The organism is Phaeobacter sp. CECT 5382 (assembly GCF_001457775.1).
GTDB lineage: Bacteria > Pseudomonadota > Alphaproteobacteria > Rhodobacterales > Rhodobacteraceae > Pseudophaeobacter.
On record NZ_CYSG01000021.1, the window covers coordinates 1 to 24,395 of the forward strand.

Here is a 24,395-nt window from a genome sequence, read left to right on the forward strand (position 1 = left end):
GCTCTTGGCATACCCGTTACCGAGCCCGTAGGATAATTCCGTCCGGGGAAAGGGGAAGTCCCCTCAGAAACCGATTTGTGCAACAAAGCCCATCACACCCGCTCTTTTCCAGCACCCGTCGCCGACTGGCTGCCGATTGGCTAATACGCCCCCTTTGTCTAGCCTTCTGTCAGCGCGTCTTCGACCCAGGCAACCAAAGCATCCAATTCGGTGGCCCCGGCAACCGCCATACCATCCGAGAAAGCCTTGAACGGCTCCACATTCATTCGGTTGACGCCAGAAACAACCACCATTCCCTGCGCCAGTGCCTCGCCGATGACAGGACGCATGCCGCGTCCGTCGGCTTCGTGCTTGCCGAATTTGTTGACAATCAGCACCTGCGGCAACGGGTCGGAGTGCAGGCTCGCTGTCACCTGCCCCACAGCCTGCTCCAATGCCTCGGGGTTCAAACGACAACCGCGTGCACCCGCGCCCAAGGATTGCGAGATGCGGATGGTGTCCCCGGCAGGCAAAACCCGTACATCCATATCGCACAGGGTCTCATCACTGCATTCCGTATTGCTCTGGACGATGCCCGCCAGGCGAATGCCCTTGGCATCAAGCGCCTCGGCCAGGCTGGTCAACAGCCGGTCGGTGGCCCCACGGGTTTCAGTCATGACATAGGCAAGATGCATCGCGTGGCCCTCTTATCGCTACTAGGAATATGCGCGATGATTGCTAACGGCAATTTTACCCAAGCGCCAGAGGGGCTTTTGCCGCGCCACCCTCACTTGGCGGCGCGGCACGCAAAGCCTGCTACAGGCCAAGCGCCTTTTTACGTTCTTCGGCAAAGCCCTGCACGATGCGGTCGGCAATCAGTGCCAGGATCGCCATGGCGGCCCCTGCTGAAATCCCGAGCCCGACATCCGCTTGCCCAAGCGCCAGATAAATTGACTGTCCCAAACCGGTGGTGCCGATCAGCGCCGCAATCACCAGCATGGCAAAGGCATAGAGAATGGTCTGATTGAGCCCCAGCAGGATAGTCGGTGCCGCATAGGGCGCGCGCACATCGCGCATCATCTGCCAGCCGGTTGCACCCGATGCGGTCGCCGCCTCGATCATCTCTTCCGGCGTCGCGATCAACCCCTGCCTTGTGTAGCGGATCATCGGCACAATGGCATAGGCAATGATCGCCAGAAAGGCCGAGAATTCGCCAATCTGAAACACCATCAGAACCGGGATGAGAAAGACAAACAGCGGGATGGTCTGCAGCATGTCACAGATCGGGCGCACCACGCGCCAAGCCAAAGGCGAGGCTGCACTGAGCAAGCCAATGCCACCGCCAAGAATGGCGCAGGCCACGACGGAGGCCCCCGACAGATACAGCGACAACAAAGCGCGCTCCCAAAGCCCCGAGACCAGAATGGTGCTCAGCAATCCTACGCTCAGCATCGCCAGCCGCAGCCCACCAGCCACCCAGGCGAGCGCACCAACACCGACCAGCACAAAAGGCCAAGGCAGCTGTGACACGCCGGTTTCCAGAATGCCGGCCATGATCAACAGCACCAGCGCCCCCGTCAGCTGGCCGCGCAGCGTCAGCACGACCGCCCCAGCCCCTGCGGCTGCAAAGAACCACAGGCTCATGCCGGTGGTCCACTGAAAGCCCCAGGTAAAGGGCAGGATCGCCTGATCCAGACCAATGCGCAGTGGCAACAGCACATAAAACATGATGCTATTCTTAAAGCTGGTCAGTAAGTCCGCATTTGAGCGGGTAAAATCAGTCAGCCAGCTGTCCAGCCCATCGGCCACCGGATCCAGAGCCTGATAGCTACCTGGATCCGCCAGCGCGCGCCAGAACAACAGGCTGCCAACCAGCCCCAGCGCCATAATTCCCAACGAGATGCGCCCATCCCAAAGGCGACGCCGTTCCTGGGCCAAGGTGCCGCTCATCCTGTCGATCAGGATAGCAAAAATCACAATCACCGATCCGGCCAGCATCGCCGGGCCAAACTGCGCCTTGCGCATGGTGAGCAGAACTTCCCAGCCGATGTCCTCAAAGCCGCCAATCACAGCCGCAATGATTACCATCGACAGGGCCGCCATCAGACACTGATTGACCCCGACCATGATCTGCACCTTGGCGGCAGGGATCTCGACCTGAAACAGCTGCTGCATCCGGGTGCCCCCGGACATCACCGCGGCCTCTTTTACCTCGGGCTCCACCCGTTGCAGGCCCAGCAGGACATTGCGCGCCATCGGTGGCGCCGCATAGATCGCCGAGGCAATAAGCCCCACCACAGGACCAAAGCCAAAGAGCACCAGCAAAGGAGTGAGATAAGCAAAGGTCGGCACTGTCTGCATCACATCCAGCAGCGCTTGTACCGGCGCGCGAAAACGCGGAAATTCATTTGCCAGAATGCCAATCGCGGCTCCTGCGATCAGCGCCAGAGGCACCGAAACCGCAACCAGCGCCAGCGTGTTCATCCCCTGCGGCCAATAGCCTGACAACAGCACCAGCCCCAAACCAAAAGCAGCCATTGCCGCCATCCTTACTCCGCCAAGCCGCCAGCCCAGAGCAACAGTCGCGGCAATCAACAGTGGCCAGGGAAGTGCTGCCAGCACATAATTCGTGGCCGCCATTGGATAGGCCATCAGCGCGGAAAACATCCGCGCGGCGGGTTTAACAAAGACCAGACCGGCCTCAACCCCCATGCCAATAGCGTCACTAGCAGGCAGCACCCAGGTCTTGGGATAGGTCGTGAGCCAGGGCAGCGCCCCCTCCAGCAGCAGACAGAGCACGCCGACCACAACCGTGATCAGTGCCGCAAGGCTTCCTTTGCTCAAGCCCCTCATTCGGTGGGTTCCACCTGCAGGGCGGCAGCCAGATCCGCCGGGTTGATTACCCCCACCAGGGTGCCGTCCGCGTCGCGCACCGGCACCGGTTCATAAAGGTCCATGCAGCGCGCCAACGCTGCATCCAGGGTCATATCCCGGCGCAATCCCGGATCATCTGCACCATAGACATGGTTTTCAGGGCTCTGCATGACCGAGGCGACCTTGGCGTGGCGGCCCTTGGCAACATCCTTTGAAAACTCCCGTACGTAGTCATCTACTGGATTCAGAACGATATCTGCCGGGGTGCCGATCTGCACGATCTTACCGTCGCGCATGATGGCGATGCGATCCGCCAGTTTCAGCGCCTCGTTGATGTCATGGGTGATAAAGACGATAGTGGTTTTCAGCTTGGCCTGAATATCAAGGAATTCATCCTGCAGCTGACGGCGGATCAGAGGATCCAGCGCCGAAAAAGGCTCATCCAGAAACCAGACACGGCAATCCGCCACCAGCGACCGCGCAATGCCAACCCGTTGGCGCTGTCCGCCAGACAGTTCGCGCGGATAATGATCCTCGCGGCCTTGCAGCCCAACCAGTTCGATCACATCGCGAGCCTTGGCCTGACGCGCCTTGCGTTTTACGCCCTGGACCCGCAACGGATAGGCAACATTGTCGAGCACGGTCATATGCGGAAACAGGCCAAAGTGCTGAAACACCATACCAAGTGTCTTGCGGCGCAGCTCAATCAGGCGGGCCTTGCTGGCCGAGACGATATCCTCGCCCTCGATGCGAATTTCGCCACTGGTGGCATGCAACAGATGCGAAATACAGCGGATGAGGGTGGATTTTCCGGATCCGGACAGCCCCATGATCACGAAAAGCTCGCCCTCTTTGACCTCGAAATTGGCATCCTGTACTGCAGGCACCAACCCCTGGGCACGCAGCGTCGCCGAGACATCATCTGGGGATTCATGCTGCGACAGCGCTTCTTTCAAAGCGCTGTCTGCGTTGTTGCCAAAGACCTGCCAGACATGCTGGCAGGAAATGGCAGGCGTATCAGAGGAGCTCACTGCGCTCACTTGGTCGCGGCGTCGACAACCGGGCGCCAGGCGTTCTCATTGGCAGCCATCCAGGCCGCAACGACTTCTTCGACTTTGCCACCGTCCACATCAACTGCACCCATCATTGGTTGCTGGTCTTCAACCGCCAGAGTGTAGTTGGACAGGATTTCAAACGCGGCAGGCCAGGTTTCCGCAGTGCCGGACCAAGCGGCTTTGAAAATCCGCGAGGGTGCAAAGTCACAATCGTTCACGGCATTCGGGTTCGGCCCCCAGGCCGGATCGTTAAAGCAGGCCTCTTCGCCCACTGGCAGGTCGACAAATTTCACATCATAGGCTGACATCGCCCAGTGTGGCTGCCAGAAGGTGATCAACAGCGGTGTTTTACGTTCGGTCGAAGCGCGCAGCTCGGCGATCAAGGCCCCTTCGGATCCGGCGGGCACCGCCTTGAACGGCAATTCAAGCCCGGTCATTCTATCAGCACCTGGTGTGCCCCAATCGGCAGGATAGTCAACCAAACGGCCCGCAGGCAGGGTCTCAGCCGAGGCAAACAGAGGCGCGCAATCCTTCAGGGCTTCCCAGGCAGGCAGGCCGGGGCACAGCTCTGCCACATGGGCCGGATATGCGATGCCTTCCTTGGCGTTGAGTTCCAGATCGCCCAGCTCGACAATTGTGCCCTCGGCCACCTTGCCGGCATATTGATCAGACACATTGGAAGACCAGATTTCCATGGTCGCATGAATATCACCATCGGCGATGGCCTGGAACTGGTTCAGCATGCCGGCGGTGACATATTCCACCTTGTAGCCAGCGGCTTTCAGCATCTCGCCCGCGATATGCGTCGAAACATGCTGGCCAGTCCATTCATTGATCGCCAGTTTGATCGGCTTATCCACGGCGCCAAGATCGGCGGCGGAGCCCATGCTGGCGGCCAGCGAAGCAGCACCCAGTACACTTGCAAAAGTTGATGTTTTCATTGTTCTCTTCCCTGTTAAATGGCTGCGTTCATTCTGTTTGAACTGCACCCTTTCCTGTTGGAACCTTCCGGCTCAGATGGTCTCAGTTTCAAGTCGGGGTCACGCCAGGATCAAATCAGCGTCGTTTTTCGCCCCTTCATGCAGACCTGCGTAAAGCGATGCCCTCGAGTGTGACCAGATATGCGATTGCCATTTGACCATATTGCGACGCTTTGTCGATGATTCACGCCAGATTTTTCAAAATTCTTGTAGCGATATTCAATTTTTTGGCAGCTGGAGCAATTTTCCGCCAGATATCTCAAGAATCTGTTTGCGACATGGGCTTAACCCAGCAGGGATCTGCGCTCACCTCAGAGGGGCGATAAAGAGGCCGCGCTAGCCAGGTTTTCGCGCCAGGATCCAAACCGCATCATAGGTGAGCGGCAACTGATCTGCACAGGCAAATCGCTGCCGGTAGCGGCGCTCGAATTGCTCCAGATCACGTCGCCCCCAGCCACGGCTGGCCTGACCATTCACCCCGGTGCGGCGCAGATGGCGTAGCAGGTCAATCGCGCTGGCAAACTGCAAATCAATCGTCTGTTGCCGCATCGCCACCAATTCCAGCCCCGCAGGCAGGATCAACGGCCATTCCCCGGCATCCAGATAATTGGGAGCCGCCGCTTGCGAACCAAGCTCTACCAGCTGGTGAAACTGATGCCTGCCAAACCCGGATAGCGCCAGCCAGCCTCCGGGGCGCAAAGCGTCCGAAAGCCGGGACAGGGTCGCGGGCAGATCGGCGATCCATTGCACCGTCGAGGCCGAGGCAATGAGATCCAGCTGTTGTGGCAAGACCAGCTCCTCGATGGCGCCAAAGCAGAAGCTGGCCGCTTGACCCCGCTGCTGTAGCAACGCTTGCAACGGCTGCTCGGCTTCTGACACCAGATCATTCAGGGTCAGCGCGTCAATATCAAATTGATCGAGCAAAGCAGAGGTCAGATGGCCAGTGCCGCAGCCAAACTCCAGCACCCGTCCCAGCGTCTTCGGCACGCCCTGCGCCGCCAGTATGGCAACCAGCTCCTCGGCGATCTGGCGCTGCACGCTGGCGTTTTCATGATAGCTTTGCAATCCGCGCGCAAAGCTGCGCTGCACACGAGTGTGATCAATGGATGACAGCGACTGGTCCTTCATGCCAGCAACTCCTGCCAGCTGGAAAACCCGGCAAAGGGCATATGCGGCGCTGCAAGGGATGTGATCCTATGCCCGGCCCAGGCGCGCTTCAGATTGGCGGCAGGGAAGATCTTATCCTTTTCGGAAATCCAGACATGGTCAAATCCGGGGTCCGGTGCCGCCCCGCGCGCTGCCACGGCGCGCAATTCTTCCTGACGGGCGGCGATATCAATCACCGCCTCCGGCTGACCTGCGCCAAAGACACGGGTGATAAACCGCTGATAGGAGGCCGCGCTGAGGGTCTCGATGGTTTTCTGCATCACCACTGGCGGAATGCCCGCCTCGCGGTCCACGGGCGTCAGGCTACCATTCACCGCGATCCTGCGCTGAAACAGGTCCGCGCGCGCCCGCTGCCAATGGCCGTAGGCCGCGACACCAAAGGACCAGGCAAGAAGGCTCACCTTCTCATAGCCGCTCAGGTCGGGCAGATCCGCCGCTAGATCACGGTAGTCGCTGACAAAAAGGATATCCTGATCGCCTGCCAGATGATCAAAGACCTCTGGCCCGACAGCCCAGCCGCCAAAGACAACGATGGCCTCGGGGCTTGCTGTCTGTTTCAGCCAGCGGATCTCCATCTACAACTCGCGCGCCAGGCGCAGCATGCCTGCCGTGATTTCGCTCAGCTGGTCGGGCGTGGTGATGAAGGGGGGCATACAATAGATATTATGGCCAAAGGGACGCAGAAAGACGCCCATCTCATGGGCGCGGGCATGGGCCTCATCCGCTGAGACCCGATGCTGCATTTCAATGACGCCAATGCCGCCCAGAACGCGTACATCACGCACATTCGCCAGATCGCGGGCCGGAGCCAGCTCTGCCTGCATCTGTTCCGCGAGACCAGCCACCGTGCCGCGCCAGTCCTGCGCAGTCAGCAGATCGAGCGAGGCCTTGGCGGCAGCACAGGCCAGGGGGTTGGCCATATAGGTCGGCCCATGCATGAAGATGCCGGGATTGCCGCCCCCGACGCCCAGCGCCACGCGGTCATTGGTCATGGTGCAGGCAAACGAGATATGCCCGCCGGTCAGCCCCTTGCCCAAGCAGATGATGTCTGGCTCCACAGTGCAGAAATCAGTGGCGAACATTTCGCCGGTGCGACCAAAGCCGGTGGCTATTTCGTCAAAAATCAGCAGGATGCCCAGATCGTCGCACAGGCAGCGCGCCTGATTGAGGTATTCCGGGTGGTAGAAATACATCCCCCCCGTGCCCTGCACTACAGGTTCCAGAATGAAGCCCGCGATCTGTTCGGCATTGGCCTCCAGCAGCGCCCGCAATGCACCGATGCCATTTTGCGCGGGATCCTCGACCCAGTCTTCACCCATGCGGATTGGTGGTCGCGGCACAAAATGCTGCACGCTGAGCGCGCCCTGAAACAGGTGATGCATGCCGGTATCGGGATCACAGACGCTCATCGCTTTCCAGGTGTCACCATGATAGCCGGACCGCACGGTGGCAAACTGGCTGCGGCCTGCAAACCCACAGGCGTGCTGGTATTGCACCGCCATCTTCATCGCCACCTCAACCGAGACAGATCCACTGTCGCAGTAAAAGATCCGCGTCAGGCTATTGGGGGTGATGTCCAGCAGCTTGCGCCCCAGGTCGATGGCCGGATCATGGGTCAATCCGCCAAACATCACATGCGGCAACCGGTCCAGCTGGTCGTGGATGGCCTGGGTTATCGCCGGGTTGCGATGGCCATGCATCATGCACCACCAGGATGACATGGCGTCAATCAATCGCGAGCCATCGCCCAGCGTGATATGCACCCCCTCGCCTTCCTTCACCACAAAGGTGGGTCCGGGTTTGGCCACATTGGTATAGGGATGCCACAGATGTTGCTGGTCGAACTCCAGCTGACTCAGCTCAGATGCGCTCATCACAGGGCCTCCCGGATCAGATCAAGGTTGATGGTGTCGCCAAATGCCTGAGCCAGAGCTGCGCAGCCCGTTCCGCCTGATGCCGCGCGGCCAAGACCGTCGATCACCGGCAGGCGCCCAAGATGCGACACCCCGCCAAACTGGCAGATGGTTTGCTCCACCTCCGGCTGCGCATTCCCGATGAAGGCCACGCCAACCACCGGGCATCCGGCATCGCGCAGTGCCTTGAGCGACAAAAGCGTATGATTGATGGTGCCAAGCTTGGTGCGGGCACAGAGGATCACCGGCGCGCGCCAGCGGGCGATGAGATCAAGGTACAGCTCTTGCCGGTTCAGCGGCACCATCAACCCGCCAGCACCTTCGGCCACCAGCAGGCCTTCGACGTCAGGCAGATCCAGAGTGGTGCTGTCAATCTCTACCCCTTCGGCTTCGGCTGAAAGATGTGGGGATGCGGGCAGCTGCAACAGGTATCCCTCCGGCAGCGCCGGGCACCCCGAGAGCCGCGCCACGATCTGGCTGTCGGTCTCCTCCTCCTGGCCCGATTGCACCGGCTTCCAATAGGTCGCGTTTAGCGCCTGTACCAGCCCTGCCGAGAACACCGTCTTGCCGATTTCCGTATCCGTGCCGGTCACCACGATCACGCTCATTTCAAGGCCTCCAGCTCACCTGCAAGTGCTTCAAACATCGCGGTTATCACCCTCATAGTCAGAGAGCCGGTCAGCGAAATCCGCAGCCGGGATGTGCCACGTGGCACCGTGGGCGGGCGGATGCCGCGAATATCAAACCCCTGCCCCTGCAACGCCTGCGCCACCTGCATGGTGCACTGATCCTCTCCAAGGATCACCGGCAGGATCTGACTTTGAAACCCCTTCAGGCCACACAGCCGCGCTGCCTCTGCATGAGCATGATTGATCTGGTCCCAGGCCTGCTCCCGCCGAACAAGGGTCTGCGCCAGATCCTGTAAGGCTGCGCGAACCAGAGCCGCATTCAGCGGCGAAGGCGCTGTCGCGAAAATGAACCCACGCGCGCGGTTGATCAGCGTGTCGATCAAGACCTGCGCGCCACAGATCAGCGCACCCGAGACCCCCAGCCCCTTGCCGCAGGTATGCAGTGTCAACACTCGAGAACGATGCGCAATGTCATGTGCCAGCCCGCGCCCAAGGTCGCCAAAGACCCCGGTGGCATGGGCCTCATCCACCACCAGCACCGCCCCAGTAGCCTCGGCCAGCACCGCCATCTCAGCAACCGGGCCCAAAGTGCCTTCCATCGAATAGACCGCCTCGATCGCGATCCAGATCTGTCCAGTTCCGCCTGAAACACGCCAGTCAGAAATCTGCGCGGCGGCGTCCTGCACATCGTTATGGGCAAATCTGCGCGTCTCTGCCCGGCCCAGTCGCATGCCATCATGGGTGCTGGCATGGATCAGCGCATCATAAAGCACCAAATCACCCTGCTGTGGCAGGGTCGAGAAAATCGCCTGATTGGCATTGAAACCACCGCCCATGAACAGGGCGGCCTCGGTGCCGAAGAACGCTGCAGCCTCCTGTTCCAGCAGACCATGTTCAACGTCATTTCCGCGCAACAGGCGCGAGCCCCCTGCCCCGACTGCAACCCCCCGCGCCAGGGCATCTGCTGCGGCTTGTTTCAACACATCACTAGCCGCCAGTCCCAGATAGTCATTGGAGGCAAAGTCATGCCCCGCCCGCGGCATCAGCTGACGAAAGCGACCCCGCTTTTGCAGAGTCTCCAGTGCTGTGGCATGTCGCGGGAAGGCCTCTGTCATGCGTGGCTGCCGTCGCAGCCGACGCCCATGGCAGTGATGCCAAGCCGGTCAAACAGCACCTGATCCTTGTCCTCTTCGGGGTTGTCGGCGGTCAGCAGGGTGTCGCCCACAAAGATTGAATTGGCCCCGGCAAAGAAACACATCGCCTGCAGCTCATCCGACATATCGGTGCGACCTGCGGACAGGCGCACATGGCTTTTGGGCATCAGGATCCGCGCCAGCGCGATGGTGCGGACAAATTCAATCGGGTCCAGCTTGGCCACATCGGCCAGCGGCGTGTCTGCCATCGGGATCAGCATATTGACCGGCACCGAATCTGGGTGCTCCTCCAGCGTGGCCAGCGCCAGGATCATGTCGATCCGGTCCATCTGCTTCTCACCCATGCCGACGATGCCACCGGCACAGACCTTCATGCCGGCTTCGCGCACCCGGTTCAAAGTGTCGATGCGATCGGCAAAGGTGCGGGTGGTGATGATTTCGGAATAATAGCGTTCCGAGGTGTCGATATTGTGATTGTAATAATCCAGTCCGGCATCGCGCAGGCGGAACACCTGATTGTCATCCAGCATGCCCAGGGTCATGCAGGTTTCCATCCCCAGCTCTTTGACCCCGTGGATCATCGCCTCAAGCGCGGCCATGTCGCGATCCTTGGGCGAACGCCAAGCGGCGCCCATGCAATAGCGAGTCGCTCCACCTTCCTTTGCCTTGCGGGCTTCGGCCAGCACCCGTTCAACTTCGATCAGCTTACTCGCCGAGAGTTTTGCGCCATTGCGAGCCGACTGCGAACAATAAGCGCAATCCTCGGCGCAGCCACCGGTCTTGATGCTGAGCAGTTTGGACTTCTGCACCTGATTGGGATCGTAGTGCTGGCGATGCGTTGATTGCGCCTGAAACAGCAGATCCATGAAGGGCTGGTTGTAGATCTTTTCCGCGTCGTTGCGGGTCCAGTCGGTTCGAATGGGGGCAGCGTCCAGCATGGGCTCTCCTGAAGGTCACAGTGTTTTTCATGGACCTGATGGCCCGTTTTCTTTTTATAGATAATTTGCGATCAACTACCAACACAATATGTTGCAACGCGGCAATTTCACCAAAATTCATCTTAATCACATGTTTTTTAATATTAAAAAATATCTATGGAATTTTCCATTGACCTAAACCCACGCTCTCCCCTAGGTCTAAGCCTACGCAGGGGAGTCCCACCGAGGGGACTGAGAGGCTGACAGGGCAGAGTAATCTGACCGGCGATGCGACCCTTAGAACCTGACCCAGTTGACACTGGCGTAGGAAGCTAGGACGCACCGCCAAAGGGCCTCGTACCCCCTCTCGGCTGCGCGCTCCGAACCGGCAGGGTCGTACCCCCTTTGCCGCGGCCTCCCTGCCCAACCTCATCTGGTGACTTTTTTGAGTTTGGCTCGAGGAGCACCAAAATGAATGTAGCGACCCCAAAGATCACCCCAAAGGTGACCACCGGCGCCCTGCCCGCATCGCGCAAAATCTTTGTCCCCGGTGAGATCTATCCTGATATCCGCGTGCCGATGCGCGAAATCGCCACCCACCCGACTGCGGGCGAAGCCCCCCTGCCGGTCTATGACAGCTCTGGCCCCTATACAGATCCGGATCAACAAACCGATATCCGCCAGGGGCTGGCCCAGCTGCGCCGCGACTGGATTATCGCCCGCGGCGATGTCGAAGAATATCAGGGCCGCGAGATCACCGCCGCCGACAATGGTTTTGTTGCGGGTGACCGTCTGACGCCAGAATTTCCAGTCAAGCCTGCACCGCTGCGTGCCAAGGACGGCAAAGCCGTCACCCAGCTCGCCTATGCCCGCGCCGGTATCATCACGCCCGAGATGGAATTCATCGCCATCCGCGAAAACCAGCTGCGCGAACTGTCGCCCTGCCACAAGAATTCCGACCGCGACGGCAATGATTTTGGCGCCAATATCCCCGACTACGTGACGCCGGAATTCGTTCGCAAGGAAGTCGCCGAAGGCCGCGCCATCATCCCGGCCAACATCAACCACCCCGAAATTGAACCGATGATCATCGGCCGTAATTTTCTGGTCAAGATCAACGCCAATATGGGCACCTCTGCCGTCACCTCCTCTATGGAGGAAGAGGTGGACAAGCTGGTCTGGTCGATCCGCTGGGGCGCGGACACGGTGATGGATCTGTCCACCGGGCGCAATATCCACAACACCCGCGAATGGATCATTCGCAACTCCCCCGTACCCATCGGCACTGTGCCGATGTATCAGGCGCTGGAAAAGGTCAACGGCATCGCCGAAGACCTGACCTGGGAGGTGTTTCGTGACACCCTCATTGAGCAGGCTGAACAGGGTGTGGACTATTTCACCATCCACGCGGGCGTGCGCCTGCACATGGTGCCAATGACGGTCAATCGCGTCACCGGCATCGTGTCGCGTGGCGGGTCGATCATGGCGAAATGGTGCCTGCATCACCACAAGGAAAGCTTCCTCTACGAACACTTCGACGAGATCTGCGACATCTGCCGCAAATACGACGTCTCTTTCTCGCTGGGTGACGGGCTGCGTCCCGGATCCATTGCGGATGCCAATGATGAGGCGCAGTTTGCTGAGCTGGAAACCCTGGGAGAGTTGACCAAGATCGCCTGGGCCAAGGATTGCCAGGTGATGATCGAAGGGCCCGGCCATGTGGCCATGCACAAGATCAAGGAAAACATGGACAAGCAGCTGGAGTGCTGCCACGAGGCTCCGTTTTACACGCTGGGGCCGCTCACCACGGATATCGCGCCGGGCTATGACCACATCACCTCCGGCATTGGTGCGGCGATGATCGGCTGGTTCGGCTGTGCGATGCTATGCTACGTGACGCCCAAGGAACACCTGGGCCTGCCCGACCGTGATGACGTCAAGGTCGGCGTCATCACCTATAAGATCGCCGCCCATGCCGCTGACCTCGCCAAAGGGTTGCCGGGGGCACAGCGCCGCGATGATGCTCTGTCACGCGCAAGGTTTGAATTCCGCTGGGAAGACCAGTTCAACCTCTCGCTCGATCCCGATACGGCGCGTGACTACCACGACCAGACCTTGCCGAAAGAGGCGCATAAGGTGGCGCATTTCTGCTCCATGTGTGGGCCGAAATTCTGCTCGATGCGGATCAGTCATGACATCCGCGCCGAGGCTCAGAAAGAAGGCATGGAGGCCATGGCCGCCAAGTTCCGCCAGGGCGGAGAGCTTTATGTGCCCGCCTCTGACGCAGTATCAGAGGCATCTGCCGAGCCCGCTCTGGAACCGGGCGAATGATCTCTATCGCGGGGGCGGGGCTTGCGGGCCTCGCCACCGCTTACGAGCTGTTGCAGCGCGGCGCTGAGGTGCAGATCTTTGAGCAGGGCCCCGGCCCCGGTACGACAAGCGTCGCGCGATTTGCCGGCGGTATGCTGGCCCCCTGGTGCGAACGCGAAAGCGCCGAGGAAGAGGTGATCACCCTCGGCAGCCGCGCCTGCGACTGGTGGGCCAAGATCACCCCCGTGCACCGGCGCGGCACGCTGGTCTTGGCACCAAGGCGCGACCGGGCAGAACTCACCCGTTTTGCCCGCCGCACCAGCGGTCATCACCCCGTGAGCCAAACGGATATCGGCGAACTGGAGCCCGCGCTTGCCGGGCGCTTTGCACAGGGGCTGTTTTTCAAGCGTGAGGCCCATCTGGACCCCCGCCGCGCTCTGCGCGACCTCAGCCGGGCGATCACCGATCTGGGGGGAGAGATCCACTACAACAGCCCGGCCCCTGCCAAGATTGACCTCAACTGCACCGGCATGGCCGCCGCCCTGCCCGGCCTGCGCCCGGTGCGTGGGGAGATGGCGATCCTGCACTGCCCGGATGTTGCGATCAGCCGCACCCTGCGGCTGCTGCATCCGCGCATGCCGCTTTATCTGGTGCCACGCGATGACCAGCATTTCATGATTGGTGGCACCATGATCGAAAGCACATCAAGCCGCCCGCCCTCGCTCCGGTCAGTGACAGAACTGCTGAGTGCAGCCTTTGCGCTGCACCCAGCCCTGGCAGAGGCTTCGGTGGTGGAGCTGGGCGCAGGGCTGCGGCCAGCCTTTTGCAACAACCTGCCGCGTCTCGTCGACCATGACGGCGTGCTGCATCTCAACGGGCTCTACCGGCATGGCTTTCTGCTGGCCCCGGCCATGGCGCAGCGCGCAGCCCAACGCCTGCTGCCCGCACAATTCTCGGAGGTGACTGATGAAAATTCTGGTCAACGCCACTGCGCGTGACATCCAATCCGGCACGCTGGACAAAGCCCTGGCTGAGCTGGGCATGACCAGCCCGGCGCTGGCCACTGCGCTCAACGGCATTTTTGTTTCGCGCGCGAAACGCGCGGACACCCAACTGTCTGAAGGGGACCGACTTGAGGTTCTCAGCCCGATGCAGGGAGGCTGACGAATGCAGCTCTATGACACCACGGTACAGTCGCGCCTGTTGCTTGGCACCGCACTGTACCCTTCACCGCAGGTCCTGAACGAAGCCATCGCCGCCAGCGACACCGAAATCATCACCGTCTCGCTGCGCCGTGAAGTCGCCTCAGGCGCGGATGGTGGACCAGATGGCAGATCGGGTGCCGGTTTCTGGGACAGCCTGCGCGCGACAGGCGCGCATATTCTGCCCAACACGGCCGGCTGTCACAGCGTTCAGGAAGCCGTCACCACCGCCCAGATGGCCCGTGAGGTCTTTGACACCAGCTGGATCAAGCTCGAAGTCATTGGCCATGCCGACACCCTGCAACCAGATGTCTTTGGTCTGGTCGAAGCCGCAGGCATTCTGAGCCGCGATGGCTTTCAGGTCTTTCCCTATACCACCGAAGATCTGGTGGTGGGCGAACGCCTGCTGGAGGCCGGCTGCGAAGTGCTGATGCCCTGGGGCGCACCTATTGGGTCGGGTCAGGGGCTGCGCAACCCAGACGGGCTGCGCGCCATGCGGGCGCATTTTCCCGACACGCCACTGATCGTGGACGCCGGAATTGGCCGCCCTTCGGACGCCGCACAGGCGATGGAGCTGGGAATGGATGCGGTCTTGCTGAATACCGCCGTCGCCAAGGCCGGTGATCCTGCCCTGATGGCCGCGGCCATGGCGCAGGCAATCGCGGCCGGACGCGCCGGATTTGTCGCCGACCCGATGGAACGCCGCAATATGGCGGTGCCCTCGACCCCGGTGCTTGGCCTGGCGGAACTGGCATGAAAGGACAAAGCCCGATGGAACGCTTCTACCTGATTGTCGGCCACGTAGGTCGGCTGGAACTTATGGTACCGCAGGGCGCGCGGCTGGTGCAGCTGCGCCTCAAGAACGAACCCGACGCCGAAGTGCACCGCCAGATTGCCCGCGCCCGTGATTTCTGCGCAGTGCAAGGCGCCCAACTGGTGGTCAACGACCACTGGCAGACCGCGCTGGATCTGAATTGCTCCTTTGTGCACCTAGGCCAGGAAGACATGGAGACAGCTGACTTCAAAGCCCTGCGCCGTGCCGGCATTCGCTATGGGCTGTCGACCCATGACGAAGACGAGCTGGAGCGTGCCCTGAGCCATGATCCGGCCTATGTCGCGTTGGGGCCAGTCTATCCAACGTTGCTGAAGAAAATGAAATGGGGTCCACAGGGGCTGGATCGGGTGACCCGCTGGAAGGCCCTGGCGGGCAAGGTGCCACTGGTGGCCATCGGCGGCCTCACCCCCGAACGCCTGCCCGGCGTGTTTGCCGCCGGGGCCGACAGTGCCGCCGTCGTGACCGATGTCCAGCAAGCCCAGGATCCCGAGGCGCGCTGCAGGCTTTGGGCCGAGGCCTGCGCCTGATGTCACGCTTCGCCCGGCAAATGATCCTGCCCGAGGTCGGCGCCAAAGGGCAGGCCCGGCTGGCCCGCGCGCATGTTCTGGTGGTGGGTGCAGGAGGGCTGGCCGCCCCGATCCTGCAATATCTCGCCGGGGCCGGGCTTGGCCAGATCACCCTGATGGATCCCGATCATGTTGAGGAAAGCAACTTACATCGCCAGCCGCTGTTTACGATGGCAGACATCGGCCGCGCCAAAGTCGCCGCTGCGCGTGACTACCTGCTGGCCCGCAACCCGGATCTGCAGTTGCACGCACGCCTTGACCTTTTGGATGCCTGCACTGCAGGACCCGCTGTCAGCCAAGTCGATCTGGTGCTGGATGCGGCTGACAGTTTTGCCGCCTCCTATATCCTGTCGGATGCCTGCAAGGCACAAAGCAAGCCACTGATCTCTGCGTCGGTGCTGGGACAAAAGGGCTATGTCGGAGGGTTTTGTGGCGGCCAGGCGCCCTCGCTCCGGGCGTTATTTCCCGATCTGCCCGACAGTGCCGCCAGTTGTGTCACAGCGGGTGTCATGGGGCCGGTGGTTGGGCTGATCGGGGCCCTACAGGCGCAGATGGCGCTGCAGGTTCTATTGCAGCAGCAACACCCGTCACCACTGGGCCAGCTCATGCAGGTAGATATGGCCAACCTCACCCTCTCGGGATTTCGTTTTGATGGCGCCGAAGAGCCCGATGCACCGCTGCGTTTCACCAGTGTCGCGCGCTTGACCGCACAGGACCAGATCATCGATCTGCGCCCGCCCCAAGAGGCTCCGAAAACAATTACCCCCGCAGCCCGGCGCATTTTGCCCGGTGACATCAACGCCCTTGAGATCGACGTGCAACGGCCATTGGTTCTGTGCTGCCGTTCCGGGGTGCGCGCCTGGAAGGTCGCGCGCCAACTGCAACAGAAAGGGATCAGCCGGATTTCAATCCTGGCGGCCGGAGACACGCAATGAGCCGGATACTGGTCATTGCCGGCACAGATAGCAGTGGCGGCGCCGGGCTCAGCCGTGATGTCGCCATGGCCACCACGCTGGGCTGCGCTGTCGCCCCGGTCGTGACCGCCGTGACAGTGCAAACCAATGCGGCAGTGATCGCGATCCAGCCCATTGACCCCGACCTCGTTGCCGCGCAGATCCGGGCTGCGTTCGACAGCAAGGATACCGCCCCCAAGGCGGTGAAAATCGGCATGCTGGGCACGCCGGAAATCGCCCAGGCAGTGGCCCGGAGCCTGCCCCTTAGCCTCCCGGTTGTTCTGGACCCCGTCCTCAAAAGCACTTCTGGTGGGCAATTGATGCCTGTGGCGGCGCTGGCGTCGCTGCTGCGCCATGTCACGCTGTTGACGCCAAATCTGGCCGAAAGCGCCTTGCTGAGCGACTCCGCTGAGACGCAGGATCGACAACAGCTACAGGTCCAGGCCCGGCGCCTGCTGGCACTGGGGCCGAAGGCCGTGCTGATCAAAGGTGGTCATGGTGACGGCCCCTGCGCGACGGATCATCTGTTTCACGCCACGGGGCATCAGGCCTTGTCCTGCCCGCGCCTGGCACGGGGAAAGCGCGGTACCGGTTGCAGCCTAGCTACTGCCGTTGCCTGCCGACTGGCCCTTGGCGATGAGCTGACAACGGCCTGCCATACGGCCAAGAACGCGCTATTTCGATGGTTGAAGACATAGCCTGAAAGCAATCTATTTCCCAGTTGCGGACTTTCTTCAGCCCGAAAGTCCCTGCAGCTCGCAGCGACCCGCATGCAGCATCGCCAGGGTCTGGATTAGAACCGGTTTGCTGATCGGTTTTTGCAGGAAGTAATCCATTCCCGCGGCCAAACAGGCATCACGATCGGAATCAAAGGCATTTGCGGTCAGCGCGATGATCACCGGTTGCACAATGTTGAGCGCGCGAATTTCACGGGTGGCTGCCAGACCATCCAATTCCGGCATGGACATGTCCATCAGGATGATATCCGGCAGGTTTTCCTGACACATGGCAACTGCCTCACGTCCATTTCTGGCCTCCCGAAGGTTCAAATCCAATCCCTTAAGGTATTTGCGGATCAGCAGGCGATTGGTCTTGTTGTCTTCGGCCAGAAGAATGTTGCACCCATTCAGCACCGCCGCATCCACCACGGTCTCTGTGTTTGGCAGTTGGTTGAGATCTTGTGCCGCCGCCAACTGGATCTGCAGCCGGAAGCAGGACCCTTTCTCCTTTAGGGTACAAAGATCAATTCCCCCCCCCATGCGCTTGGCCAAAATACTGGAGATCGTCAGGCCAAGCCCGGTGCCGCCAAAGGCGCGGGTGATTGCGGCATCGGCCTGCGAAAAGCGGTCAAAAATATGCGCGGCCTGGCTGGAACTTACTCCGATCCCGGTATCGTCGACCTCGATCAGCAAGCGGTAGGGATCCCCATCAAGACTGCAGATGGAAATATCAACGCCCCCAGACGCAGTAAATTTTACCGCATTGCCGATGAGATTGACCAGAATCTGCCGCAACCGGCCATCGTCACCATGCATCCGTTCCGGCAAGCCCTCTTCGAAACTGACCGAAATCCACAACCCCTTTTCGCGGGCACGGGGGCGCAACAAATTGACCGCACCGGCAACGCAAAGACGCAGATTGAAATCAACCGGCGAGATCACAAGTTGCCCAGCCTCCAGTCGAGACAGGTCCAGAATGTCATTGATGATTTTCAACAAAGCATTGGATGAGTCACGAATGGTGTCCAGATACTGGCGCTCTTCTGTGCCCAGATCTGATTCAGCCATCAGATCCGCCATGCCGAGAATACCGTTCATTGGCGTGCGGATTTCGTGGCTCATGTTGGCAAGAAATTCTGATTTTGCCCGGTCTGCCCGCTCTGCCGAAAGTTTCGCATCATTCAGCTCACTGTTGCGCTGCAACAGGGCCGAGTTCGCCTCGATAAGTTTTTCACGCAGATGCACATCGCGCGAGACGTCAAGATTAACGCCGATCATCCGCAACCAGCCTTCGGCATCGGCATAGGCGGCACCCATGGCACGGATGTGCTTTACCTCGCCGTTGCGCAGCACAATACGGAACTCGGACGTATGGCTACCGCCGACATGCGAGGCCTGTCGATGAGCGTCCACCGCCTGTTGCCGATCATCGGGATGAAGGAGATTCTCCCATGTTTCGAAAGTCACGAAATCATCCTTGGAAACCCCATAGATGCTACGCAGATTTTGATCCCAGATCAGCTCACCCGTCTTTGAGTTCAATTCCCAAATGCCAATTTCAGAGATATCAACGGCGATTTCCAGGCGGCGTGACAGGGTTTCCAATTCCCGTTCGCGCCGGGTCAGCATCGCGATAACATCTTTTCGCGCTTCGGACAGACGCCCGGCCGTATAAGTTGGGATCAAGATCAGCGCACCGGCCACCAGAACCAAAACGCGCCAAGCCCAGGGGCTGCCGCTGCGCGACGACCAGCCGCCCTTTGGCCGGGCCGCAAACTGCCAGGATCCGACGGGCAGAGGAATATCCAAAAGCACAGGATCATCTTCAAAGATTTCAGGGTCGCCGTAGAACTGAGCCCCCTGCGCGCCCATCCCGTCACGCCCCATCAGCGCGATTTCAATGCCAAGATCCGGGTTGTCAAAACCATGCGCCTCATAAAGCAGTTCTGCCTTCATCACCGATGACAGGATCCCCCAGAAACGGCGATTTTTCCCACCACCGGTGAAGACGGGAAAGCGGCCGATAAAGGCCGTCCCCCCCTGCACCAGATTGACAGGGCCGGCCAGAACCATTTCACCGCCATCGCGCACCTTATAGGCAGCCTCACGCTGGGCTCGGTTTTGATTGTAATCCAGCCCCAATGCCGCCTCGTTGCCCTGCAAGGGGTAGATGAGAGAGATTACCAGATCCGGTGCCGCCGCCACATGGCTGATGCCACTATGCGTGCCAATCACCATTTCACCAAGTTCACCAAACCGTTCCTGGGTCATCTCCGGTTCAGTCGACAGCACGGCCACCAGCCCGCGAACCAGCTGAATATCCGCGTTCAGAGCGCCTTCGAGGCTGGATTGAATTTGACTGGCCTCGCGACGGACCTCAGCGCGCTGGTTTTGAAGGTGAATCGTTGCGTTTTGCTTTTCAAAATAGAACGCAGCAAAGAGCACCACAAAAAATGCAACCCACACTGGGAGATAGGCGCGTTTTGAGAGGCCGCGAAAAAGGGATCTCTGGAAACGCTTTGTCACGAAATCAACACCATGTAACCCACACTCAACAGAGTTCGTATTTGGTGAAATGTGCCCGAAAGGAGTTCACATTGACTTAACAAAAACACTGCGCGCAACAGACAGGCGCCAAGCGATGCCCTACCTTGAACTGTCAATATCATATAGAAAAGATCGAATGGGAAGTGAATTCAGCAAAACGCTAACGTAAGAGCGCCCACAAACCGAAAAGTCCCAATCTTTGACAGGCAGAGAAACAGGAAGGAGGTCACACGCCGGATTTGTGGCTGAAACCTTCCTGCAGCGCAGGCAGGACCGGGGCCTCAGTGCTGAAGGATCGCCTCCTCAGGCAGCAGTTCGGGCAGACCTTTCGTCAGCAGGTTGCAGGCTCATCGCCCAGGCCTGCAAACAGTCCACATCCGGCTCCAATGCGCAACCGATGCCGCCGACAAACTCCAGAAAAGCGTCCTTGTTCAGCTGATTGAGCCCCACCAGAACCGGAATTTCCTGCTCCAAAGCTGTCGCAATTGCAGCGCGGAAACCGCGGCCCTCGGCTTCGTGTTTGCCGAATTTGTTGACGATCAGGAAATCTGCGCCTTTTGACAGCGCCGCTTCGGTCAAACTAACCGACTGTTCCAACGCATCTGGATCCAGCCGACACCCGCGGGAGGCTTTGCCCAGGGACTGCGAAATACGGATCACCGGTCCCTGAGGCAAGACCTGAACATCCATGTCGCATTTGCGCCCGTCGCTGCGCTCGGTATTGATCTGGACCGTGCCACAGGGGGTCACCCCCGCCTCTATCAGCCGTTGGGCCAGTTGAAACAGGATCAGGTCAGTGTCGCCGCGCCCCGGCGCCATTGTATAGGCAATATGCATGTCACTCGCTCCTTCAGCAGTCAGGGAAAGGCAGGAATTCGGCCAACCCGCCTGCTGCAATTTCTTCGGTATCGCCGGGGATAAAGATCACCCCGTCGGCTTTAGCCAGGCTCGACAAACGCGCCGAATGGGTGGTGGCACCAAAGCGCGCAATCTCTCGCCCCATGCCATCAAAGCCCGTCAGACTGGCGGGGCGCAACTCGCAGCGCCCCGGACGGTGCCGCGCAATTTCACCCAGCACCACGTGACGCCGCCGACCCGCCGTAGGTGTTTCACCACTGAGGCAACGCAACAGGTGACGACCAAACAGGCTCCAGGTCACGAAGGCCGAAACCGGGTTCCCCGGCAGCCCTAGCCAAGTGGTGGCCGCTAGACGCCCACAGGTCACCGGCTTACCCGGCTTGATGGCGACACCGCTGAACACTTGGTCCAGCCCCAGCCCAAACAGGGCCGGTTTGACAAAATCCGCCTCTCCGACGGACACACCACCTGTGGTGATCAGCAGATCAGACTGCTCCAGAAGCTCTTCCAGATGGGCCTGCAGCCGCACCGGATCATCCGCTGCCGTGCTATGGCTGACGACCTCAAAAGCATTGGCCGGAATAGCCGAGGCAATCATCGGCGTGTTCACATCCCAGATCTGCGCCTGACCCAAGGCCTCTCCGGCTGGGGTCAACTCGTCCCCAGTGGTTAGAAAGGCCACACGAATGCGCCGCCGGACCGTGACACTGCCCTGCCCTGCCGCCGCACAGGCCGCGATCTCGCGCGAGCCCAACAGGCATCCCGCTTCCAGAACCAGATCCCCCGGACGCATGTCTTCGCCACTGCGGCGGATATGACTGCCCGCTTGAGGACGTTCTGTCAGAGTGATGCAGGTGCCACAGCGTTCGACCGCTTCCTGCATCACCACGGCATCCGCCCCGGCAGGGATCGGTGCCCCGGTAAAAATCCGCACCGCCTGACCGGCAAGCTCCTGCTCTGCGGCCTGACCGGCACCTCTGGCAACAGTCCCGACAGAGCCCGCCGTGATCCGCCCCACAACCTCTAGCTGCCAGGGGCCATTGCCCTGCAACGAGGCTGAAGAAATCGCATAGCCATCCATGGCGGAATTATCAAACGGCGGCGCCAAAGCCTGCGCCAGCACAGGTTCCGCCAGAACGCGGCCCCGCGCCTGCATCAAGGGCAAGACTTCAACGCCATCGACGACAGGCACGGCCTCGGTGATCGCCGCCAGAGCCTCGTCAATCGAAATCAGTTTCTTTTGATGGTCAAAAGCCTCGCAGCCACAGCCCGGTCTTTCGATCATATCAACAACACTCATTCTGGCCTCTCCAGTCCTTGATGGCCTTGCCACCACAACAGACATAGGTGCTGCTGCGGCAGGTTTCTTTGATCTGGATCGTATAGAGCACGGATTTTCACCTCCGCATGTTCCGACCCCAGCCAGATCGCGCCACAACAACTAGCCGCCATTACGACCCTCTTCCTTGCGGTGCGACAACGTTCTTCAACAAAGGGATCATCCCCTATCGTCCTGTTTCGAAATTATTCTGTTCCGGGATCGACCTCCGGAAGCGGAATGCCGCGCCGCTGCATCATGCACAGACGCAGGCTTTCGTGATCACAGGAGCGCAGGCGCAGGCGTGCGATTGGCAACACCACAGCGTTTTCAAGAATGAGATGGCGCCGGGCATGCGATGCAAACTGCGCCAGAACCTGCCGCTCTTGCTCCGTCGGCGGGCGTGATTGCAGATCTTCAAGGATCGCGATCACCTTTGGCGTGTCCTTTGCGGCGTGGCTGTGATCCAGCAGGAGCCGTTCAATCACCCGGCCGATCTCATCTTCCGGGGCGCAGCAGCGGCGCATCAGCGGAAACAGATCCTCTTCTTCATCCGCCAGATGCAACGGCAGCTCCCGGGTCAGGAAAGTCAGCGATTGGGCAATATCTTCGGGGTCCGGATATCCAGGGGCTGAGCTTGCAGAGACTGGCAGGTCGCCAGCCGAGGTCCGGTTCCGTTTGTCCTCCTGATCCGTGGCGGCGAGACGCTCAAGGGCGGCGCAGATTTCGCGCTCGCGCCAATGATCTTCGGCAATGAAATCCAACGGCGTGGCGAGACGCGCAAGATCCGCACTGGAGAGGGGACATTCGGGTTGGCGATTGCGACCTGTCAAAGGTGTCATGACACAGCCCCCTCTCCTGTGGGGTTAGATGGGTTTCAGATCCGCCCCGGTGATCTGAGCCGCGGCAGCCAGTTCCTGCACATATCCATGGGCAGATCGCGCCCAGGCCGCTTTTTCCATGGCGATGGTGATCGCGCGTTTTGCGGCTTCAAAGGGCAGTTCCTGACCCTTTGCCACCGCATCCATCCGCACGATGTGATAGCCATGACGCGACAATACCGGCTCGGGCGTGATCGCACCTTCATCTAGATCAAGTAGAACCTTTTCAAATTCCGGGACGGTATCCCCAGGCCCAAGCTGCCCCAGAGCGCCGCCAGAAGATTTTGAGCCGCAGTCACTGTCTGTTTTTGCCAGAGCAACAAAGTCCCTGGGTCTCACCTTCAGGCGTTCGCTCAGCACATTGGCCCTTTGCAATGCTTTTTCCTTGGCCTCTTTGTCGCGGGGGTCGCAAGCGCACAGAATATGCGAGACCTCCCACAAAGGCGGCGAGCGAAAACGCGAGGGATCCCGCGCCCATTCTGCCTTCACTTCTTCTTCGGTCGGCGCATCCACCGCGACCGAGGTTTCGAGAAGGCCCCGAATCAGGGCCTCCTCGTCGGTTTCAAAACGGCCCGGCCCGACCTCGGCGGGTTCCGGCGTCAGGGCCTGACGGTGTGCCTCCTGCAGCAGCAGGGTGCGCACAGCCACCGCATTGGCCGCCTTGCGCCAGGCAATACCGGGTTTTCCGGCAGGGGCGTCGTGGTTCTGCGCCTCTGCCGCAACCACGGTATGAGGAACAGTTTCACCGTTGACGATGAGATCGGGAAAAAGGCCAGCTTTCATCTTGTCACCTCCGGCTTATTTGTTGGTGGACCGGCCGGGAGCAACCGGACCAGCACGGGTTGGAAGAGGCTCAGAGCGACGCGAACGAACCACCTGATAGCCAGGGCGGAAGATGTAGCGCACCGGCACCGACAGCATGTGCACCAGTCGGGTGAAGGGAAAGATTAGGAAGATGGTCAGACCCAGAAACAGGTGCAGTTTGAAGATGAAAGCCACATCGGCAATATGGGCGGCAGCGCCAGCCTGGAAGGTAAAGATCCCCTGCGCCCAGGCCATGAATTTGGTCATCTCGTGACCGTCCAGATGTCCCAGGGATGCAAAGATCGTCAACAGCCCCAGCACCAGCTGCGCCAAGAGCATCGCCAAGATAGCAATATCCGCTGTGCTGGAGGTCTTGCGGATGCGTGGATCTGTCCAGCGACGGTGAAACAGCATACCACCCCCCACCAGCGCCATCACGCCGGCAATGCCACCAACAACAACCGCACCGACCTGTTTGAACCCATGGCTGATGCCAAGCGCGTCAAAGATGCCAATTGGTGTCAGCAGACCAATGAGGTGCCCAAAAAAGATGATCAGCACCCCAATGTGAAACAGCACCGAGCCCATGATCAACTGCTTGCGGCGCAGCATCTGGCTTGAGGAAGTTTTCCATGTGAAAGGGTCCCGCTCGTAGCGCGCGATCGACCCGATGATCGCCACCGAAAGAGCGATATAAGGATAGATACCGAATAGGAAATTATGCATGAGAGCCT

General features: G+C 60.1%; 23 protein-coding genes and 1 riboswitch. Of the genes, 7 read left to right on the plus strand and 16 right to left on the minus strand.

Translation table 11 applies throughout. From position 1 onward, the window contains the following. Positions 1-158 precede the first annotated feature (158 nt). The 10 genes from PH5382_RS16680 to bioB form a co-directional block, all read right to left on the minus strand. The gene (locus tag PH5382_RS16680; RefSeq protein ID WP_058335533.1) at positions 159-674 is read right to left on the minus strand and encodes a DUF2478 domain-containing protein; all 516 of its coding nucleotides are present in this window, start codon (positions 672-674) and stop codon (positions 159-161) included. Positions 675-795: 121 nt separating this feature from the next. Continuing rightward, a complete protein-coding gene (locus PH5382_RS16685; RefSeq protein WP_058335534.1) occupies positions 796-2,832 on the minus strand; it encodes an ABC transporter permease in 2,037 nt (678 codons plus the stop codon). Continuing rightward, positions 2,829-3,884 carry a quaternary amine ABC transporter ATP-binding protein gene (locus PH5382_RS16690; RefSeq protein ID WP_058335583.1) on the minus strand — a complete coding sequence of 352 codons (1,056 nt, stop codon included), beginning with the start codon at positions 3,882-3,884 and terminating at the stop codon, positions 2,829-2,831. The genes PH5382_RS16685 and PH5382_RS16690 overlap by 4 nt, the downstream gene beginning before the upstream one ends. Positions 3,885-3,889: 5 nt before the next feature. Further along, positions 3,890-4,849 carry an ABC transporter substrate-binding protein gene (locus tag PH5382_RS16695; protein ID WP_058335535.1) on the minus strand — a complete coding sequence of 320 codons (960 nt, stop codon included), beginning with the start codon at positions 4,847-4,849 and terminating at the stop codon, positions 3,890-3,892. Between the two features lie 375 nt (positions 4,850-5,224). Next, entirely contained in the window at positions 5,225-6,016 is a 792-nt protein-coding gene (gene bioC / locus PH5382_RS16700) for a malonyl-ACP O-methyltransferase BioC (protein ID WP_058335536.1), read from the minus strand. After that, complete coding sequence (locus PH5382_RS16705) at positions 6,013-6,630, minus strand: pimeloyl-ACP methyl esterase BioG family protein (protein ID WP_058335537.1); 618 nt, start codon at positions 6,628-6,630, stop codon at positions 6,013-6,015. Before PH5382_RS16705 ends, bioC begins: the two co-directional genes overlap by 4 nt. Further along, complete coding sequence (gene bioA / locus PH5382_RS16710) at positions 6,631-7,929, minus strand: adenosylmethionine--8-amino-7-oxononanoate transaminase (RefSeq protein ID WP_058335538.1); 1,299 nt, start codon at positions 7,927-7,929, stop codon at positions 6,631-6,633. Beyond that, complete coding sequence (gene bioD / locus PH5382_RS16715) at positions 7,929-8,576, minus strand: dethiobiotin synthase (RefSeq protein ID WP_058335539.1); 648 nt, start codon at positions 8,574-8,576, stop codon at positions 7,929-7,931. The genes bioA and bioD overlap by 1 nt, the downstream gene beginning before the upstream one ends. Then, positions 8,573-9,712, minus strand: a complete 1,140-nt coding sequence (locus PH5382_RS16720) for an 8-amino-7-oxononanoate synthase (protein ID WP_058335540.1) — start codon at positions 9,710-9,712, stop codon at positions 8,573-8,575. The genes bioD and PH5382_RS16720 overlap by 4 nt, the downstream gene beginning before the upstream one ends. Beyond that, entirely contained in the window at positions 9,709-10,689 is a 981-nt protein-coding gene (bioB, locus tag PH5382_RS16725) for a biotin synthase BioB (protein ID WP_058335541.1), read from the minus strand. The genes PH5382_RS16720 and bioB overlap by 4 nt, the downstream gene beginning before the upstream one ends. Positions 10,690-10,889: 200 nt before the next feature. Next, a riboswitch (TPP riboswitch) is annotated at positions 10,890-11,016 on the plus strand. A 123-nt stretch (positions 11,017-11,139) separates the two neighbouring features. Here bioB and thiC point away from each other — a divergent pair. The 7 genes from thiC to PH5382_RS16760 are packed head-to-tail and all read left to right on the plus strand — an operon-like array spanning position 11,140 to position 17,232. Then, entirely contained in the window at positions 11,140-12,999 is a 1,860-nt protein-coding gene (thiC, locus tag PH5382_RS16730) for a phosphomethylpyrimidine synthase ThiC (protein WP_058335542.1), read from the plus strand. Next, positions 12,996-13,976 (plus strand): FAD-dependent oxidoreductase, encoded by a 981-nt coding sequence (locus tag PH5382_RS16735; RefSeq protein WP_058335543.1) that lies wholly within the window; start codon positions 12,996-12,998, stop codon positions 13,974-13,976. The genes thiC and PH5382_RS16735 overlap by 4 nt, the downstream gene beginning before the upstream one ends. Further along, entirely contained in the window at positions 13,945-14,142 is a 198-nt protein-coding gene (gene thiS / locus PH5382_RS16740) for a sulfur carrier protein ThiS (protein ID WP_058335544.1), read from the plus strand. Before PH5382_RS16735 ends, thiS begins: the two co-directional genes overlap by 32 nt. A 3-nt stretch (positions 14,143-14,145) precedes the next feature. Beyond that, positions 14,146-14,937, plus strand: coding sequence for a thiazole synthase (locus PH5382_RS16745; protein ID WP_058335545.1), 792 nt, complete (start codon positions 14,146-14,148; stop codon positions 14,935-14,937). A gap of 14 nt (positions 14,938-14,951) precedes the next feature. After that, entirely contained in the window at positions 14,952-15,542 is a 591-nt protein-coding gene (locus tag PH5382_RS16750) for a thiamine phosphate synthase (protein ID WP_058335546.1), read from the plus strand. After that, a complete protein-coding gene (locus tag PH5382_RS16755; RefSeq protein WP_197410066.1) occupies positions 15,542-16,516 on the plus strand; it encodes a ThiF family adenylyltransferase in 975 nt (324 codons plus the stop codon). Before PH5382_RS16750 ends, PH5382_RS16755 begins: the two co-directional genes overlap by 1 nt. Further along, complete coding sequence (locus tag PH5382_RS16760; RefSeq protein WP_058335548.1) at positions 16,513-17,232, plus strand: bifunctional hydroxymethylpyrimidine kinase/phosphomethylpyrimidine kinase; 720 nt, start codon at positions 16,513-16,515, stop codon at positions 17,230-17,232. Before PH5382_RS16755 ends, PH5382_RS16760 begins: the two co-directional genes overlap by 4 nt. 36 nt (positions 17,233-17,268) lie before the next feature. Here the strand turns inward: PH5382_RS16760 and PH5382_RS16765 are convergent, their stop codons facing one another. The 6 genes from PH5382_RS16765 to narI all read right to left on the minus strand — a co-directional run bounded on the left by PH5382_RS16765 (position 17,269) and on the right by narI (position 24,387). Then, positions 17,269-19,719, minus strand: coding sequence for a response regulator (locus PH5382_RS16765; protein WP_231751914.1), 2,451 nt, complete (start codon positions 19,717-19,719; stop codon positions 17,269-17,271). A gap of 384 nt (positions 19,720-20,103) precedes the next feature. Beyond that, positions 20,104-20,637 (minus strand): DUF2478 domain-containing protein, encoded by a 534-nt coding sequence (locus PH5382_RS16770; protein ID WP_058335550.1) that lies wholly within the window; start codon positions 20,635-20,637, stop codon positions 20,104-20,106. Positions 20,638-20,650: 13 nt separating this feature from the next. Further along, on the minus strand, positions 20,651-21,958 hold the full coding sequence (gene glp / locus PH5382_RS16775; protein WP_058335551.1) for a molybdopterin molybdotransferase MoeA: 1,308 nt from the start codon (positions 21,956-21,958) through the stop codon (positions 20,651-20,653). 224 nt (positions 21,959-22,182) lie between these two features. Beyond that, entirely contained in the window at positions 22,183-22,818 is a 636-nt protein-coding gene (locus tag PH5382_RS16780) for a hemerythrin domain-containing protein (protein ID WP_058335552.1), read from the minus strand. A 24-nt stretch (positions 22,819-22,842) separates the two neighbouring features. Then, positions 22,843-23,640, minus strand: coding sequence for a peptidylprolyl isomerase (locus PH5382_RS16785; protein ID WP_058335553.1), 798 nt, complete (start codon positions 23,638-23,640; stop codon positions 22,843-22,845). Between the two features lie 15 nt (positions 23,641-23,655). Continuing rightward, complete coding sequence (gene narI / locus PH5382_RS16790; RefSeq protein ID WP_058335554.1) at positions 23,656-24,387, minus strand: respiratory nitrate reductase subunit gamma; 732 nt, start codon at positions 24,385-24,387, stop codon at positions 23,656-23,658. Positions 24,388-24,395 lie beyond the last annotated feature (8 nt).

Coding starts and splice junctions, on each gene's coding strand:
- PH5382_RS16720 (WP_058335540.1), bottom strand. CDS start 9,712: ATGACAGAGGCCTTCCCGCGACATGCCACAGCACTGGAGACTCTGCAA.
- bioD (WP_058335539.1), bottom strand. CDS start 8,576: ATGAGCGTGATCGTGGTGACCGGCACGGATACGGAAATCGGCAAGACG.
- PH5382_RS16770 (WP_058335550.1), bottom strand. CDS start 20,637: ATGCATATTGCCTATACAATGGCGCCGGGGCGCGGCGACACTGACCTG.
- bioB (WP_058335541.1), bottom strand. CDS start 10,689: ATGCTGGACGCTGCCCCCATTCGAACCGACTGGACCCGCAACGACGCG.
- thiC (WP_058335542.1), top strand. CDS start 11,140: ATGAATGTAGCGACCCCAAAGATCACCCCAAAGGTGACCACCGGCGCC.
- bioC (WP_058335536.1), bottom strand. CDS start 6,016: ATGAAGGACCAGTCGCTGTCATCCATTGATCACACTCGTGTGCAGCGC.
- PH5382_RS16705 (WP_058335537.1), bottom strand. CDS start 6,630: ATGGAGATCCGCTGGCTGAAACAGACAGCAAGCCCCGAGGCCATCGTT.
- PH5382_RS16685 (WP_058335534.1), bottom strand. CDS start 2,832: ATGAGGGGCTTGAGCAAAGGAAGCCTTGCGGCACTGATCACGGTTGTG.
- bioA (WP_058335538.1), bottom strand. CDS start 7,929: ATGAGCGCATCTGAGCTGAGTCAGCTGGAGTTCGACCAGCAACATCTG.
- PH5382_RS16695 (WP_058335535.1), bottom strand. CDS start 4,849: ATGAAAACATCAACTTTTGCAAGTGTACTGGGTGCTGCTTCGCTGGCC.
- narI (WP_058335554.1), bottom strand. CDS start 24,387: ATGCATAATTTCCTATTCGGTATCTATCCTTATATCGCTCTTTCGGTG.
- PH5382_RS16760 (WP_058335548.1), top strand. CDS start 16,513: ATGAGCCGGATACTGGTCATTGCCGGCACAGATAGCAGTGGCGGCGCC.
- PH5382_RS16745 (WP_058335545.1), top strand. CDS start 14,146: ATGCAGCTCTATGACACCACGGTACAGTCGCGCCTGTTGCTTGGCACC.
- PH5382_RS16785 (WP_058335553.1), bottom strand. CDS start 23,640: ATGAAAGCTGGCCTTTTTCCCGATCTCATCGTCAACGGTGAAACTGTT.
- PH5382_RS16735 (WP_058335543.1), top strand. CDS start 12,996: ATGATCTCTATCGCGGGGGCGGGGCTTGCGGGCCTCGCCACCGCTTAC.
- thiS (WP_058335544.1), top strand. CDS start 13,945: ATGAAAATTCTGGTCAACGCCACTGCGCGTGACATCCAATCCGGCACG.
- glp (WP_058335551.1), bottom strand. CDS start 21,958: ATGAGTGTTGTTGATATGATCGAAAGACCGGGCTGTGGCTGCGAGGCT.
- PH5382_RS16780 (WP_058335552.1), bottom strand. CDS start 22,818: ATGACACCTTTGACAGGTCGCAATCGCCAACCCGAATGTCCCCTCTCC.
- PH5382_RS16750 (WP_058335546.1), top strand. CDS start 14,952: ATGGAACGCTTCTACCTGATTGTCGGCCACGTAGGTCGGCTGGAACTT.
- PH5382_RS16755 (WP_197410066.1), top strand. CDS start 15,542: ATGTCACGCTTCGCCCGGCAAATGATCCTGCCCGAGGTCGGCGCCAAA.
- PH5382_RS16680 (WP_058335533.1), bottom strand. CDS start 674: ATGCATCTTGCCTATGTCATGACTGAAACCCGTGGGGCCACCGACCGG.